The sequence below is a fragment of the Salegentibacter sp. 24 genome, from assembly GCF_004362395.1.
GTDB lineage: Bacteria > Bacteroidota > Bacteroidia > Flavobacteriales > Flavobacteriaceae > Salegentibacter.
The window spans coordinates 34271-47902 of record NZ_SNWE01000013.1 but is presented as its reverse complement, the minus strand read 5'-3'; the positions used below and the strand labels follow the sequence as shown (position 1 = coordinate 47902).

15 protein-coding genes are annotated in these 13632 nt (G+C 38.7%); 4 read left to right on the top strand and 11 right to left on the bottom strand.

Translation table 11 applies throughout. The annotated features are described in order from the left end of the window. The first annotated feature begins 43 nt into the window (after positions 1-43). Positions 44-325: a twin-arginine translocase TatA/TatE family subunit gene (locus DET49_RS10650; protein ID WP_133548091.1), complete on the top strand. Its 282-nt coding sequence runs from the start codon at positions 44-46 to the stop codon at positions 323-325. 9 nt (positions 326-334) lie between these two features. Beyond that, entirely contained in the window at positions 335-892 is a 558-nt protein-coding gene (locus DET49_RS10645) for a phosphatase PAP2 family protein (protein ID WP_133548090.1), read from the top strand. On the opposite strand, the gene DET49_RS10640 is transcribed toward DET49_RS10645, so the two are convergent. The 3 genes from DET49_RS10640 to DET49_RS10630 form a co-directional block, all read right to left on the bottom strand. Next, on the bottom strand, positions 885-1526 hold the full coding sequence (locus DET49_RS10640) for an O-methyltransferase (RefSeq protein ID WP_133548089.1): 642 nt from the start codon (positions 1524-1526) through the stop codon (positions 885-887). The two genes, DET49_RS10645 and DET49_RS10640, sit on opposite strands and share 8 nt — an antisense overlap. Positions 1527-1680: 154 nt before the next feature. Continuing rightward, positions 1681-2847: an IS4 family transposase gene (locus DET49_RS10635; RefSeq protein ID WP_133548088.1), complete on the bottom strand. Its 1167-nt coding sequence runs from the start codon at positions 2845-2847 to the stop codon at positions 1681-1683. Between the two features lie 104 nt (positions 2848-2951). Beyond that, a complete protein-coding gene (locus DET49_RS10630) occupies positions 2952-3779 on the bottom strand; it encodes an IS1595 family transposase (RefSeq protein ID WP_133548087.1) in 828 nt (275 codons plus the stop codon). A 198-nt stretch (positions 3780-3977) separates the two neighbouring features. Between DET49_RS10630 and kynU the strand changes: the two genes are divergently transcribed. Both kynU and DET49_RS10620 read left to right on the top strand, forming a co-directional pair. Then, positions 3978-5261 (top strand): kynureninase, encoded by a 1284-nt coding sequence (gene kynU, locus DET49_RS10625; protein WP_133548086.1) that lies wholly within the window; start codon positions 3978-3980, stop codon positions 5259-5261. 28 nt (positions 5262-5289) lie between these two features. Next, a complete protein-coding gene (locus DET49_RS10620; RefSeq protein WP_133548085.1) occupies positions 5290-6204 on the top strand; it encodes a serine hydrolase in 915 nt (304 codons plus the stop codon). Positions 6205-6326: 122 nt separating this feature from the next. On the opposite strand, the gene DET49_RS10615 is transcribed toward DET49_RS10620, so the two are convergent. The 8 genes from DET49_RS10615 to DET49_RS10580 form a co-directional block, all read right to left on the bottom strand. Then, positions 6327-7007 carry a hypothetical protein gene (locus DET49_RS10615; protein WP_133548084.1) on the bottom strand — a complete coding sequence of 227 codons (681 nt, stop codon included), beginning with the start codon at positions 7005-7007 and terminating at the stop codon, positions 6327-6329. A 36-nt stretch (positions 7008-7043) separates the two neighbouring features. Continuing rightward, on the bottom strand, positions 7044-7802 hold the full coding sequence (locus tag DET49_RS10610; protein WP_133548083.1) for an SDR family oxidoreductase: 759 nt from the start codon (positions 7800-7802) through the stop codon (positions 7044-7046). A gap of 133 nt (positions 7803-7935) precedes the next feature. Continuing rightward, positions 7936-8091, bottom strand: a complete 156-nt coding sequence (locus DET49_RS10605) for a lmo0937 family membrane protein (RefSeq protein ID WP_103294398.1) — start codon at positions 8089-8091, stop codon at positions 7936-7938. Positions 8092-8297: 206 nt separating this feature from the next. Next, entirely contained in the window at positions 8298-9845 is a 1548-nt protein-coding gene (locus DET49_RS10600; RefSeq protein WP_133548082.1) for a cryptochrome/photolyase family protein, read from the bottom strand. Further along, a complete protein-coding gene (locus DET49_RS10595) occupies positions 9830-11125 on the bottom strand; it encodes a DASH family cryptochrome (protein WP_133548081.1) in 1296 nt (431 codons plus the stop codon). The genes DET49_RS10600 and DET49_RS10595 overlap by 16 nt, the downstream gene beginning before the upstream one ends. A gap of 131 nt (positions 11126-11256) precedes the next feature. Further along, positions 11257-11907, bottom strand: a complete 651-nt coding sequence (locus DET49_RS10590) for a flavin reductase family protein (protein WP_133548080.1) — start codon at positions 11905-11907, stop codon at positions 11257-11259. Between the two features lie 108 nt (positions 11908-12015). Continuing rightward, complete coding sequence (locus tag DET49_RS10585) at positions 12016-12261, bottom strand: hypothetical protein (RefSeq protein WP_133548079.1); 246 nt, start codon at positions 12259-12261, stop codon at positions 12016-12018. A 115-nt stretch (positions 12262-12376) separates the two neighbouring features. Then, positions 12377-13474 (bottom strand): alkene reductase, encoded by a 1098-nt coding sequence (locus DET49_RS10580; RefSeq protein ID WP_133548078.1) that lies wholly within the window; start codon positions 13472-13474, stop codon positions 12377-12379. Between the last annotated feature and the right edge of the window lie 158 nt (positions 13475-13632).

The window sequence follows — 13632 nt, the reverse complement described above, 5'->3', positions numbered from 1 at the left end:
CGGCTTTTTTTATGCTTAAATTTGTGGCTATATTTGCTATGCTATGACTACCATACCCCTTTTTATTAGTGGTGCCGAGATTGCCTTTATCCTGTTTGTTTTGGTAATGGTTTTTGGTGCCGATAAGATTCCTGATATCGCCCGCGGAATGGGTAAAGGAATGAAAATGCTTCGTAACGCCTCTAACGATATTAAATCTGAAATTCAGAAAAGTGCCGATAAGCAGGGAATAAATACTGATATTTCTAAGGATGTAAAGGGCGAAATTGATAAAGTGAAGGAGGATATTGACGAGATTACCGGTTCAGTAAAAAGGAGATTTTAATCATTTTTTATGTTAGAACAGCTAAAACAATGGGATCGTGAGCTGTTTGTTTATCTCAATGGACTGGGTATTGAGGCCCACGATAATTTCTGGATTAGCGTAACTACCATCCAAAACTGGATCCCGCTTTACATTACTTTTTTTATTCTTTATTTTATAGCCTTCCACTGGAAAAAAGCACTTTTTACCAGTTTATTTATAATTGCCACAGCGCTTTCTACCTATAGTTTTACCAATTTAGTAAAGAATTTCTTTCTCAGGCTCAGACCAAATAATCAGCCAGAAATCGCAGATTTTATTAGAATCCTACAGACCCCGGATAATTATAGCTTTTTCTCAGGACATTCAGCAGTTTCTTCTGCTGCCGCATTATTTTTAATACTTTCATTAAAGGAAAAGTACCCGTGGATCTGGGCGGTGCTCATCTGGCCCCTGATGTTTATGTTGAGCCGAATTTATGTGGGAGTTCACTATCCCGGCGATGTACTGGTTGGCGCAGCCGTGGGGATCATTTTCGCAATTATTTTCTTTTTCCTCTACCAACGCTCTGGAAAGCGATTTATTTAACCCGGGTCAGTGTTAATCCGTCGCGAATTGGTAAAATCACCGTTTCCAGGCGCTCATCTTCTACAAGCATCCTGTTGTACTTTAAAAGTGCCTGTGTAGATTCATCATCGGATGCTACCGGTGTTGTTACTTTTCCATTCCACAATACATTATCGGATAGGATAACTCCACCTGGGTTCATTTTCCCGATGATTAAATTGATATAAGCTGGATAATTTGGTTTATCGGCATCAATAAAGGCTAAATCGAATTTTTCTTTTATCTCTGGAATGATCTTTTGCGCATCTCCGGTATATTGTTTTATTTGATTTTTATAATCAGAAGCCTGAAAATATTTCTGTTGAAAATCATATAATTCTTCGTTAATATCAATGGTATGTAACATTCCATTTGCCGCTAAACCTTCTGCCAGGCATAAGGCAGAATAGCCGGTGTATGTTCCGATCTCCAGAATACTTTTTGGAGCTATTATTTTTGAAATTATGCTTAATATCCTGCCCTGGTAGTTTCCACTGAGCATTCTGGGTTGCAATATTTTCTGATTGGTTTCCCGATTGAGTTTTGCTAATAATTCGGGTTCTTTAGCTGAATGAGCTAAAATATACTGGTCTATTGCTTCAGGCAAGAAATGCATAGGTTTTAATTTTTGTCAAATTTAAAGAATAGAGGTCAGTATTTAACTGCATACAATTTGTTTGTGGTATAATTTCTCTTTTTTAACCATTCTGGATGTGAGATTATGGAAAATTGTGGTTTTAGTTTGAGATCTAGTACTGATGCGTTAATTTTTAGTTGTTAAATAAGTCCAGTTGTTCTTTGTCATTTTGATTTGTTTGATATTCGGTTAAGATCTCATTTAAAGGCGTTTTATCGAATACTGAGATCCCTAAAATTTGCACGATTTCATAAATTGAGAGGTTGCTCTTCATTTCATGTTTGACACGTGCCACAATAAGGTAGGTACATATAGCAACCCAGATGTGGATATTGACTGCATTTTCAGACTGTCCCCATAATTTTTTTATGGTTAAATTCTGTTTTATCCATTTGAAGAAAGTCTCTATTTGCCATCTGTTACGGTAAAGTTTGGCTATTTCTAAAGCTGATACTTCATGATTGTTGGTTACAAAAGTAAGCAGGATATCGTTTTGATCATCATAGTATTCAACCAACCTTAGCGGGTCTGGATAAAGTTTACTTGATTTATAGCCGGCTAAAAGGATCGTCTTATCGCTTCTCAATCCAAATCTTAGATCGATGTTGTAATTATGTTCAATAACAGTATAATCCATCGTAGTCTTGGCTCTGGAAACGAAAAAGGCGCCCATTTCATGCATATGATATAATGCTGCAAAATCTATATAAGCTTTATCCATAAGATATATTGCTCCAGTTACAGGAACTAATACATCCAATATGTTGCTATCGTGATATTTACCATCGGTAATCATTATAAAAGAGGGAATACTGCCTCTTAGATCCAATAAGGTGTGCATTTTTATTGCACCTCGAGAATATTTTCCTGGAGCCCAGCTAAAAAGTTTTAAGCTCAAGGAGATTGTCGTTGAATCTAATGCAAACACCTCATTTTTAAGATCAATGTTAGGAATTGGAAAATCAGCGTACATTGGCCGGACTTGCTCTATCAAATATTGACCAAAGTCTGCAAATATTTTCCAATCCCTGCGCTCATTGGCTCGTGATATACTTGATTGATTCACTCGCTTTCTGATTCCGAGGTGGTACAGTTTGTTTTGATGGGCTTTCAGGCAAGTACAAATATCACGTAAGGAATTTCGGGCTGTTAGTTGACCAAAGAATAATTGAATAAATTGGTTCCAACAATTAAACTCCCTTGTTCCGTGGTCTCCATTGTATTTGGAAACGCACTTTTCAAACTCATAGCGGTTGATAAACTGCAAAAGTTGAGCGAAAATATATTTACCTGTATTCATAGCTTGCCTTAAAAAGGGCAAAGCTACAGATCAATTCAAATCAAAAAATCAAAGAACGTATATAAGTATTTTATTATCAGTTAATTATAAGCATTTTTAAAAAATCAACGCATCACTAGTATTTGAGATCGATTAATCCTAAAACAAAACTCATCAAAATACCTATTGATGTTAACATCACTTACCCAGGAATATGTTGTTCTTATCCAGGATTTTACCTGATGAATCATGGTGTGTAGCCCTTTAAAATTCAGCCCTTTATTACTATCGATTTGAGTGATGTCATAAGCTTTGGCAATAGGTCTGTACCCTCTCCATTTATCAGTGGTTACTTTTGCTTCACGACTAATATGATTGACGAATATATACTGAAGGGATCTGGCTGAGAAGTCTTTGATACGCATAGCGTACATCCTTCGTACTTTTCCATCCTCGGTTAGCTGAACTGCTGTAATAGCTTTCTTTTTCTTGCTATCATAGCTTCTTCCGATTTTTTTCTCTTCCCGGCCGCCAACTACAAATTCATCTACATGGACATCCCCGTCCATGGGGTTATTACCACTTGAAGACATAGCCTCCCTTACTTTATGCATAAACAACCGGGCTGTGGTCTGAGTGACTCCATAACGAACCGATACATAGCTTGCAGAAAGGCCCTTGGTACTGGTAGCCATCTCAAAAACAATAAAAAAGGCCTTACGCACACCAAACTTTACTTTATGAAAAAGCGTGTGCGCTGTTGCTGATTCTTGATGTGAACAAATATTACAGGTGCGTGAAAAATCTTTTCTGACCTGTGATTTCTTATGACCACATTTAATACATTCAAAACCGTCTTTCCATTTAATATCGGCAAGGTATTTTTTACAATCATTGTCCGATTTAAACCGATCAGAGAACTCTAGAAGGTTTTGACCTTTGAATATATCCATAATTGTACTGCTTTTGTTGACTTTAAAGATATGAATTTAAATGGTGACCTCTATTAAAGAAATTAATTCTGGTGCAATAACAGCTTTCCAACACGAAAGCTATATCCTTTTCCCAAGGTATAAAGTCTGTGAATAAATTGTATTTTTACTGGCAAAGTTAGCATTTGAACGCTATGCCGATTTAAAATATAACCACACATGCAATTTCAAAATACGCTCGAATATGCCCGGGAACTCGATGCCCAGGATAGCATATCCTCATATCGGGAGGAATTTATTTTTCCTCAGCACCAGGGTAACAATGTAATATATTTCACAGGGAATTCCCTGGGGCTTCAACCCAAATCTGCAAGAAACTATGTTGATGAAATAATGACCGATTGGGCGAATCTCGCCGTTGAAGGTCATTTCTCTGCCAAAAAACCCTGGTGGGATTACCACGAGCGTTTTTCAGGCAAACTGGCCAAAGTTGTAGGTGCAAAACCAGCGGAAGTGACTGTTATGAATACCCTTACGGTAAACCTTCATTTACTGATGGTTTCCTTTTATCGCCCAGAGGGCAGGCGATATAAAATAATCTGTGAAGAAAAGGCCTTTCCAAGTGACCAGTATATGATTTCCAGCCAGGTTCGTTTTCATGGTTATGATCCAAAGGATGCTATTGTGGAAATTAAAAGGCGGGAGGGTGAAAATAATTTTAGAACCCAGGATATTCTGGCAACGATACGGGAAGTGGGAGAAGAGTGCGCCCTTATTTTAATCGGAGGAGTAAACTACTACACAGGACAGGTACTTGCGATGGAAGAAATCACTAAATCCGGGCACGAAATCGGCGCATTTGTTGGCTGGGATCTTGCTCATGCCGCTGGAAATATTGAACTTAAACTAAACCATTGGAATGTGGATTTTGCCGCCTGGTGCAGTTATAAATATATGAATAGTGGGCCTGGAAATGCTTCCGGATGTTTTATCAATGAAAAATATCATAATCAAAAAGATATTCCTCGTTTTGAGGGTTGGTGGGGACATAATAAAGAACGTCGTTTTTTAATGGAGCCTGAATTTCAACCCGAAAATGGGGCTGATGCCTGGCAGATTTCAAATGCCCCGGTTTTAGCCCTTGCGCCTTATTTGGCATCTTTGGAAATGTTTGATAAGGTAGGGATGCCGGCCTTGATTGAAAAACGAAATAAACTCGTGGCCTATTTGGAATTTGTGTTGCATGAAATAGATAAGGAGGTGGATAGTAATTTTGAAATTATTACCCCAAAAAATCAGGATGAACGTGGCACCCAGCTTTCTGTTTTTTTACACGGACAGGGCAGGGCATTGTTTAATTATTTAATGAAAAATGGGGTAATAACTGACTGGCGGGAGCCAAATGTGATTCGACTGGCCCCGGCACCCTTTTACTGCTCTTTTGAAGATATGTACCAGTTCGGCCAAATTCTTAAAAAGGGAATTCAGGAAAAATCTGTGTAAATTTAGTGACTGCTTAATTCAACTACCGATGAAAAAGATAATTATTTTTAGTTTTTTAATACTTTCAACCATAGCTTTTGGACAGCAGAGGGAGCGTGATTTGGAACTTCAAAGCAAATTGGAAAATCTTATTAAAGATTTTAAGGGGGATGTGGGGGTTTATGTGAGACATTTAAAAACCGGGAAGGAAGTCGCGATCAATGCCGATACGGTTTTCCCAACGGCCAGTATTGTGAAAGTACCAATTTTGATAAAGATCTTCGATAAAATTGAAAAGGGTGAATTACGTTATACGGATTCGTTGTTGTATACAAAGGAGCGTATTTATGGCGGTTCGGGTTTGATGCAATTTTATAAAGACAGCACCAAAACAGATCTTCGAACACTGGTCGCTCTTATGATTAGTTATAGTGATAATGTAACATCACTCTGGAATCAGGAACTTGCCGGTGGGGGGGAAGCCATCAATGAATTAATGGCTGAAATCGGGCTGGAAAAGACCCGTGTAAATTCCAGGACCAAAAACAGGGATAAAGACTGGGAGAAGTACGGTTGGGGACAGACCACGCCGCGGGAAATGGCATCTATTTTAGTGAAAATAAGAAAACGAGAGCTTATAAGCGCCCGGGCCAGTGAGGAAATGTACAGGTTGCTCGGGAACTCTTTCTATCAGGAATACGCGCTCTCACAAATACCACCTTATGTCCAGGCAGCCGCAAAGCAGGGAATGGTGAATACATCCCGTTCAGAGCTTTTTTTGGTAAATGCACCATCCGGGGATTATGTATGCTATATCGCTACAAAAAATAATCAGGATGATTCCTGGGAAGATGATAATCAGGCCTGGCAATTACAAAGGGATATTTCCGCCTTACTCTGGGATTATTATGAGCCTGATTATAATTGGCAGCCCGGTGAAAATCCAGGGGGTTTAAAATATTAATGGTCGAAATAAATTTAGTCCCGTGCAGCTCTCTGGGCAGGAGTACCAATCAATATTTTAAAATAATGAACCAGCAATAGACTAAGAACTGCAGGTATGGTGACTAGTTACTTTTTTAATTTTTATGGAGCCTCGACTTCAATATCACTAAAAAATATTTCAAAACTTCCGTCTGGCGATTCATGGGATTTGGCGATTTTTAGGCCTTCAAAATCTTCATAATTCTCCCAGGTAGTTGGCATTTCTCGTTTCCCGTCGGCCGATTTATAGATCCATTCCTCTATTAAAAGATCATCCCTGTAATAAATCACATAAGTATCCCCGGGAGTATACCCACCTTCACCTTTGTAGGATACCTCCAGGTAGGTCATTTCCTTTTTACTAATTGGAGCTATCCCGGATTTTTCCTCAGAGATCTCAGGGTCGCTCCACACCATATGGAATGGGAACAATAGCCAGTAGGAGTCGTTGATGAATTTCTGGTCGATGTCCTTATCTTCCTCAGCAATACTATCGGTCCTGGTATAGCTTTGACTGATATCACCTTGGGTAAGCCTGATTTCGTTGGTTTGTGGTTTCCAGTTCCAGGCACGGCTGGTCCTAATGGAATCTCCAACCCTTACATTAAAGGTGAACTGAATCTCTTTAACATCATCGAAATTCTTCAATCCGTGAGCTACAGCGATTTGCTCAGGTACTGTTTTAACTGGTTCTGCACTTGTTTCTTTACCAATTTCAGTTTCTTTATTCTTGCAGCTGATCAAGGTAGCCATCAGAAAGCTAAAAAGTAATAGTCTTTTCATTGTAATTGTTTTCTTTTAAAGATACAAAAAATGGTACTAAATAGCATTAATGCTCATTCCTCCATCGGCTACAATATTTTGGCCGGTGATGTATGAGGATTTGTCCATCGCCAAAAATGCAATTATCGCTGCTATTTCACTGGCCTTAGCCACGCGTTTTAAAGGCGTTCTTTGGATAATAGGATTCATTCTATGCTCCTCTTCTAAAAGTCCTTTTGTGAGCGGTGTAACAGTAAACCAGGGAGAAACTGCGTTCACGCGAATTCCATCCCCCGCCCATTCCACGGCAAGACTTCGGGTTTGCTGCAGTAAGCCGGCTTTGGACATGGCATATGGTGTGCCGGTACCAACATCCTGCATGGCCGCAGAGGAGGCTACATTTACTATTGTTGAATGATTATCTTTTTTTAGCAAAAAATGAAGCTTGCGACTGAATTCAAAAGGGGCATTCAAATTAATTTCCATCACTTTTCTGAATTCTTCATCAGAATAATCCTTAGCTTTTTTCCGGATATTAATGCCTGCGTTATTCACCAGAATATCTAGTTTATTCCAATGTTTCTCAATGTAGGCGTAAACTTTTTGCCGGTCCTGGGCAATAGCTACATCGGCAACAAGTCCGTGAGCTTTTTTACCATATGCTTTGAGTTCCTTCAATAAAGCGTCTATATCCTTCTGGGTTCTTGAGGTGAACAGAACTTCTGCACCCAAATCTAGAAATTCAAGTACTGTAGCTTTTCCTATTCCTTTTGTGCCACCGGTTACCAGGGCGAATTTATTCGATAGATTCCACATAGTGATTAATTTAAAGTCCGAAGATAAGATTTACTAAGCAAAGCAGGGATGAAATGCCTGGATGTACCTTATAGAAAATAAGAAAACCCTTTGAACAGTTCAAAGGGTTTAATGAATGTAAATAAATTATTAATTACAGACGTCGTCCGGTTAATAACTTATACAAAATCAGGATTACGGCTACCACAATTAGAATGTGTATAATGCTTCCTAAATCTGGAAATGCAAAATAGCCAACAAGCCATCCTATTACTAATAATACTACGATAAGCCATATTAAATCTCTCATACTGGTTGGTTTTAAGTAGCTGAGCTACCTTGGTTAATAGTTTATACAAGTTAATAAATAAATTCGTGCCTCGAAAAAAAATGAAAACTATAAAAATTTGATTTATAGTAATCTATAATTATCAATAATGAAATTTCAATTATTAAACGAATTTATAGAATAAGTGATTTGAAAGGATATCTTTTAACTAGTGTTTAACTTGAATGTTAAAAATTTTGTGGATTGCTAATTATAGAGTGGTCTCTTTCTTTTATTTTAGATAATTCCTGGTTGGATTTTTTATCCAACATTTTTAGCATCATTGCCATCCGGCGGTTATTTTGAAAATATTCTCGTTTGGTATTTAAAAAATTCCAGTATAAACTATTAAACGGGCAGGAATTCTCCCCCGTCTTTTTCTTCACATCATATACACACCCCTTGCAGTAATTGCTCATTTTATTGATATAGGCCCCGCTGGAAACGTAAGGTTTGGTCGCTACCAGGCCTCCATCAGCAAACTGGCTCATTCCCCGGGTATTTGTGATTTCTACCCATTCTATGGCGTCAATATAAATTCCCAGGTACCAGGCGTCAACCTCATCGGGATGGGTTTGGGTGAGAAGCGCATAGTTTCCGGTGATCATTAAACGCTGAATATGATGTGCATACGCATTGTCCAGGCTTTGTTTAATGCTATGCTTTAAGCAGTTCATTTTGGTATTGGCATTCCAGTAGAATTCCGGTAATTTATTCTGGTTTGAAAGTTTGTTTGCTTGTTTATACCCCGGCATTTCTTTCCAGTAAATTCCGCGCATATATTCTCGCCAACCAAGAATTTGTCTTACAAAACCTTCAACCTGGGAGATATCAATCTGGTCCTGGTTTTCTCTCCAGTGACCAATTACTGAATCGATAACCTCTTTAGGGCTGAGCATTTTGGTATTTAAGGCAAACGATAAGCGGGAATGAAATAAATAAGCTTCCGAAATATGCATGGCATCCTGAAAATCGCCAAAATGAACAAGCAGATTTTTACAGAAATAGTTTAGAACCGATAGTGAATCTTCCCGGCTGGTTGGCCAGTTGTATTTTCCAGCATCAATGTTTCCGAAACTTTTAATTTCTGCTTTCCTTATCTCCTGTAGTGTTTCTGAAATATCTTTTCTAAATCCACGCTCGTGTGGAATTTCCGGTTTGCCCATCCATTTCTTACGGTTAGTTTTATCGAAATTCCATTTTCCGCCTTCAGGGTCTTTCTCATTTACCAGGAGTATTTCATGTTTTTTGCGCATCTCCCGGTAAAAGTATTCCATGGTCATCTGCTTTTTTCCTTCATAGAATTTGGCAAGATCTTCTCTTGAAGTGAAAAAGTGTTCGGTATCGTAAGCTTCAGAGACTATAGATAATCCTTTGCAGAAATCCTTTAGCTGCTTGTCCAGACGGAATTCATCAGGAAGCTGGTATTCAAATTTCTCAATTTTATACTCGGAAATTAGCCATGACAGGTTTTTTGATAAAATCTGCTGATTCCTCAGGTCGTTGATCTTTAAATAAATCACCTCGTGCTCACGTTTTCTTAAGTATTCAGCAAAATTTCGCATCGATCTGAAAAAGCCGACTATTTTCTGAATATGATGGAGGACATAATCGGTTTCCTGTCGCATTTCCATAAAAACGTAAAGCAGGTTTTTTTGCTCCTGCTTAAACCAACTGTGTTGATAATTGAGCTGGTCCCCCAAAATAAGCCTTAAGGTTTTTACTTGCCCAGCCATAAATTTTGGAATTTCTGCTCCGGATCATAACGTTCCGCCTGGCGTTTAATATTGAATTTTCTATCCCTTGGATCGTTGCCGACTCCGCTGTTATACATCCAGTTTCCCCAATTGCTGTGCACGTCATAATCAATGAGTAGGCTTTCAAAATATGCCGCCCCAAAGCGCCAGTCCTGTTTTAACTCTTTAGCCCAGTAGCTTGCCACATTTTGCCGACCGCGATTACTCATAAAACCAGTGGCGGCTATTTCTTTCATATTGGCGTTTACAAAAGGCTCCCTGGATTGTCCAGAAATCCACTGTTGCTGGGTGTCCTTGTTGTTATCCCAAGGTAAATCCATATCGAGAATTCCCTCGATTCTGAAGATGCTATTTCCGTGTTTTAGAGAAATATATTTAAAGTAATCGCGCCAGATGAGCTCAAAAATAAGCCAGTAGGTATCCTTGTTCTGAATAATCTCTTTTTCAAATTTTTGTACCTCCCAGTAAATTTGTCTGGCTGAAATGCTACCGTTGGCCAGCCAGGGAGAAAGTTTCGAACTGTAGTCTTCTCCAAGGAGCCCATTACGGGTTTGTTTATATTTTGTAAGCTTCTGGGTTTTCCAGAAATAGTGGTTGATTCTTTTTTTTGCCTGTTTCTCCCCACCTTTAAATGGAAAAGCGCTTCTTGGATCTTGCTGAAATTCTTGAAAACCTAATTGTCTGAAATCAGGAATTTCAGTCTCATTTTTTAAATGGAAGTTTTCTTTTTTTAAAGGTTCAGAGACCGGGGTGCATTTTCTAACTGAAATTTTAGCTTCACATTTTTTTCTGAAACTGGTAAAAACCTCCGGTATCTCACTGAAATTAGCATACGGAATATCCTGGGGATGAAATAGAAATTGATCAAAATAGGTTTTTAATCTTATGCCTTTCGGGAGCTTTCCTTTTAACCTGGCCAGGAGCACCTGTTCCTCGCTGGTCCATTCCTGCTGGAGATAAACGCAGCTGACAGCAAATTGCTGAAGGAATTCAGGGAAGCTATCTTCTGGTTTTTGGTGATAAATAAATAATGGAATATTTAGACTGCAAAGCTGTTGCTTTAATTCTGCGATGCTTTCCATTAAAAATTTTGCCCGAAATTTTCCCGTCCTGGGGAATCCGAATTCGGTCATGGCAAACTGGCGGGGATCAAAAAAGTAAATAGCAATTACCCGGTCATTTTCCTTACACGCTTTTGCTAGGGGTAAATTATCTTCGCAACGTAAATTGTTCTGAAACCAAACTAATCCTGTTTTCATCTTTTAATGCATCTTTATTTTTCACGGCAATCAATTGTTACCTCCCGATTTTCATTCCATTTTTTTTGCTTGTTGTCAGGCTTTTAAGGGCATGTTTTTTCGCACAAATCGGCTTTCTTATGATCTTTATATCAATCCTTTTGATTAAAGAAGGATTTTATTTCCTCATCGGGCCGGGCATAATGAAAACGATCCAATAGACTGGGTAGGGCATAAGCATCCAAACCATTTATAGCAACTGTTTCGGAGTCGTCAAGGCGTAACCAGCCATCTGGGGCCTGTATGCTTTCATCATAATAAATATGCTCTATTGCGCCAATTACCAGGACGGTATTGTTTTCTTTTATGAAATATTCATTGACAAACTTACAGCCTAACTTCACAGTGGACTGCTTTACATACGGCGCATAAAAACTGTCCAGATATTCTTCTTCAAGACCGGTTTTCTGAAATTCAGAAACCTCCTCTTCGTATTTAGCGGCTGTCCGGTGCGCGCTTTCAATCATATCTTTTTGGATATGGTTGACGGTAAAATAGTTACTTTCTTTAATGTTTTTGTAGGTGTTTCTGGGGACCTCTTGAGTAGGGCGGGTGATAAAACCTAACAAGGCCGGGTTGCTTCCTAGATGGGTGACCGAACTAAACACAGCCACATTAGCTCCTTTTTCATCAGATCTGGTAGCAATGAGATTGGCGGATTTATATCCGGTGACACTATTTATTAGATTTAAGCGGTATAGTTTTTCCATAGCCGCGATTTGCTCTGAGGTAATATGTTGCATAGGAGTGTTATATTAAAAAAGGTGACCAAACTAAAAATGCCGCTTCCTGACAAATTTAAGTTTTAGTCACCTTTAGCAGGTAATCATTAGCTTTTCTTTATAATTTGATTAGCCCTGGTTTTCCAGTTTATTGATTCTCATTTCATATTCCTCCATGGCTTCCCGAACCTGGTCCACATTGTCTGAAGATTTTTGATGGGCGGCATTCATAGCCTTTTCCAACTCTTTGTCGGGGTGCTGAAACAAATCGGTTATCACATGATTGATCTTATCGATAATACTTTCCTGGCTGTTTTTTATATCTTCCAGCTTATTAAGGGTAGACCTCATTTGTTCAATTTTCGACTCATCCATTTTTTTTGATTTTTAGGGTTCTCAATAAAACTAATTATTTGCCTGCTAAGTGCGCTTGGAATTAACCCGATTTTAAGGACATTTAATCTAAAATTATGAATATTTCAAGTTAGCCTTAAGCATCAAATTTCGGATAATCGGTGTAGCCTTTCGGGCCTGCTGTGTAGAAAGTATCTTCATCCCACGCTGCGATGGGGGCATTCTTAGCAAAACGTTCCGGTAGATCGGGATTGGAAATAAAAAGCTTCGCATAAGAAACCATATCGGCATTTCCCTGTTCTAGAACCTTGTTGCCCGACTCCTTATCAAAGCCCGCATTGATCATTAGTTTTCCCTTATAAATAGGACGGTAATGTTGAGCGATATTTGGTTCCAGATAAGCTATTTCACTTATATCGGTAAAGGGTTCCGAGAGATGTAAATAGGCCAGATCATACGCGTTTAATTTTTCAATGATATGATCGAAGGTGGGAATTGTTTCTTCAGACGCCTTAATACCAAAAGCATTATGCAGGGAAGGATTTAATCTTACTCCAATACGATTTTCTGGCCACACTTCGCTGATGGCTTCTAGTATTTCAAAGAAGAAGCGGGCTCGATTTTGAATATTTCCACCATAATCGTCTGTTCTTATATTGGCATTTTTATTGAAAAACTGGTGAATTAAATATCCATTTGAGCCGTGTATTTCTACTCCATCAAAACCTGCATTTTTAGCATTTTCTGCAGCGTGTTTAAAATCCTGAACGGTTTGTTTTATATCCGCGATACTCATAGCTTCTGGTTCCACCGTATCCTCAAAACCATCCGGGGTGTAGGCCTGGGTATTAGGATTGACCGCACTTGGTGCTAATGGTTTAGCTCCCTGGTGAAACTTAGGGTGGGAAATCCGGCCGCAATGCCACAACTGAAGGAACATTTTACCTTCATTTTCATGGACTGCTTTAGTTACTTTTTCCCAGCCTTTAATCTGAGATTCACTATAAATTCCAGGCGTATTTATATAACCAACCGCTGCTTTGGAAATTTGCGATCCCTCGGAAATTATAAGTCCGGCACTAGCACGTTGCCCGTAATATTCCACGTGTAATTCTGTGGGAGCATTATCTTTATTATCGGCTCGATTTCGTGTCATTGGAGCCATAATGACCCGGTTTTTTAATTCTAGGTCCCCGATGTGAACTGATTTCAATAAAGCTTGATCTTCCTTCATAATTCTTGTTGTTTTTATGCTCTAGGTGAGGTTTGAAATATTCAAGAGTTGTTTTAAATTCTTTTTCAATTGATTTAGCCGGAAGACTCGCTTACAGCTAGTTTTCAATTAAATTTAAAGAAAGCATATTCGAACTGCTGTTAATTAAATGGTAAATA

Bases quoted from the DNA above. Each gene is read 5' to 3' on its own strand.
- DET49_RS10650 (WP_133548091.1), top strand. From the start codon at position 44: ATGACTACCATACCCCTTTTTATTAGTGGTGCCGAGATTGCCTTTATC.
- DET49_RS10645 (WP_133548090.1), top strand. From the start codon at position 335: ATGTTAGAACAGCTAAAACAATGGGATCGTGAGCTGTTTGTTTATCTC.
- DET49_RS10640 (WP_133548089.1), bottom strand. From the start codon at position 1,526: ATGCATTTCTTGCCTGAAGCAATAGACCAGTATATTTTAGCTCATTCA.
- DET49_RS10635 (WP_133548088.1), bottom strand. From the start codon at position 2,847: ATGAATACAGGTAAATATATTTTCGCTCAACTTTTGCAGTTTATCAAC.
- DET49_RS10630 (WP_133548087.1), bottom strand. From the start codon at position 3,779: ATGGATATATTCAAAGGTCAAAACCTTCTAGAGTTCTCTGATCGGTTT.
- kynU (WP_133548086.1), top strand. From the start codon at position 3,978: ATGCAATTTCAAAATACGCTCGAATATGCCCGGGAACTCGATGCCCAG.
- DET49_RS10620 (WP_133548085.1), top strand. From the start codon at position 5,290: ATGAAAAAGATAATTATTTTTAGTTTTTTAATACTTTCAACCATAGCT.
- DET49_RS10615 (WP_133548084.1), bottom strand. From the start codon at position 7,007: ATGAAAAGACTATTACTTTTTAGCTTTCTGATGGCTACCTTGATCAGC.
- DET49_RS10610 (WP_133548083.1), bottom strand. From the start codon at position 7,802: ATGTGGAATCTATCGAATAAATTCGCCCTGGTAACCGGTGGCACAAAA.
- DET49_RS10605 (WP_103294398.1), bottom strand. From the start codon at position 8,091: ATGAGAGATTTAATATGGCTTATCGTAGTATTATTAGTAATAGGATGG.
- DET49_RS10600 (WP_133548082.1), bottom strand. From the start codon at position 9,845: ATGGCTGGGCAAGTAAAAACCTTAAGGCTTATTTTGGGGGACCAGCTC.
- DET49_RS10595 (WP_133548081.1), bottom strand. From the start codon at position 11,125: ATGAAAACAGGATTAGTTTGGTTTCAGAACAATTTACGTTGCGAAGAT.
- DET49_RS10590 (WP_133548080.1), bottom strand. From the start codon at position 11,907: ATGCAACATATTACCTCAGAGCAAATCGCGGCTATGGAAAAACTATAC.
- DET49_RS10585 (WP_133548079.1), bottom strand. From the start codon at position 12,261: ATGGATGAGTCGAAAATTGAACAAATGAGGTCTACCCTTAATAAGCTG.
- DET49_RS10580 (WP_133548078.1), bottom strand. From the start codon at position 13,474: ATGAAGGAAGATCAAGCTTTATTGAAATCAGTTCACATCGGGGACCTA.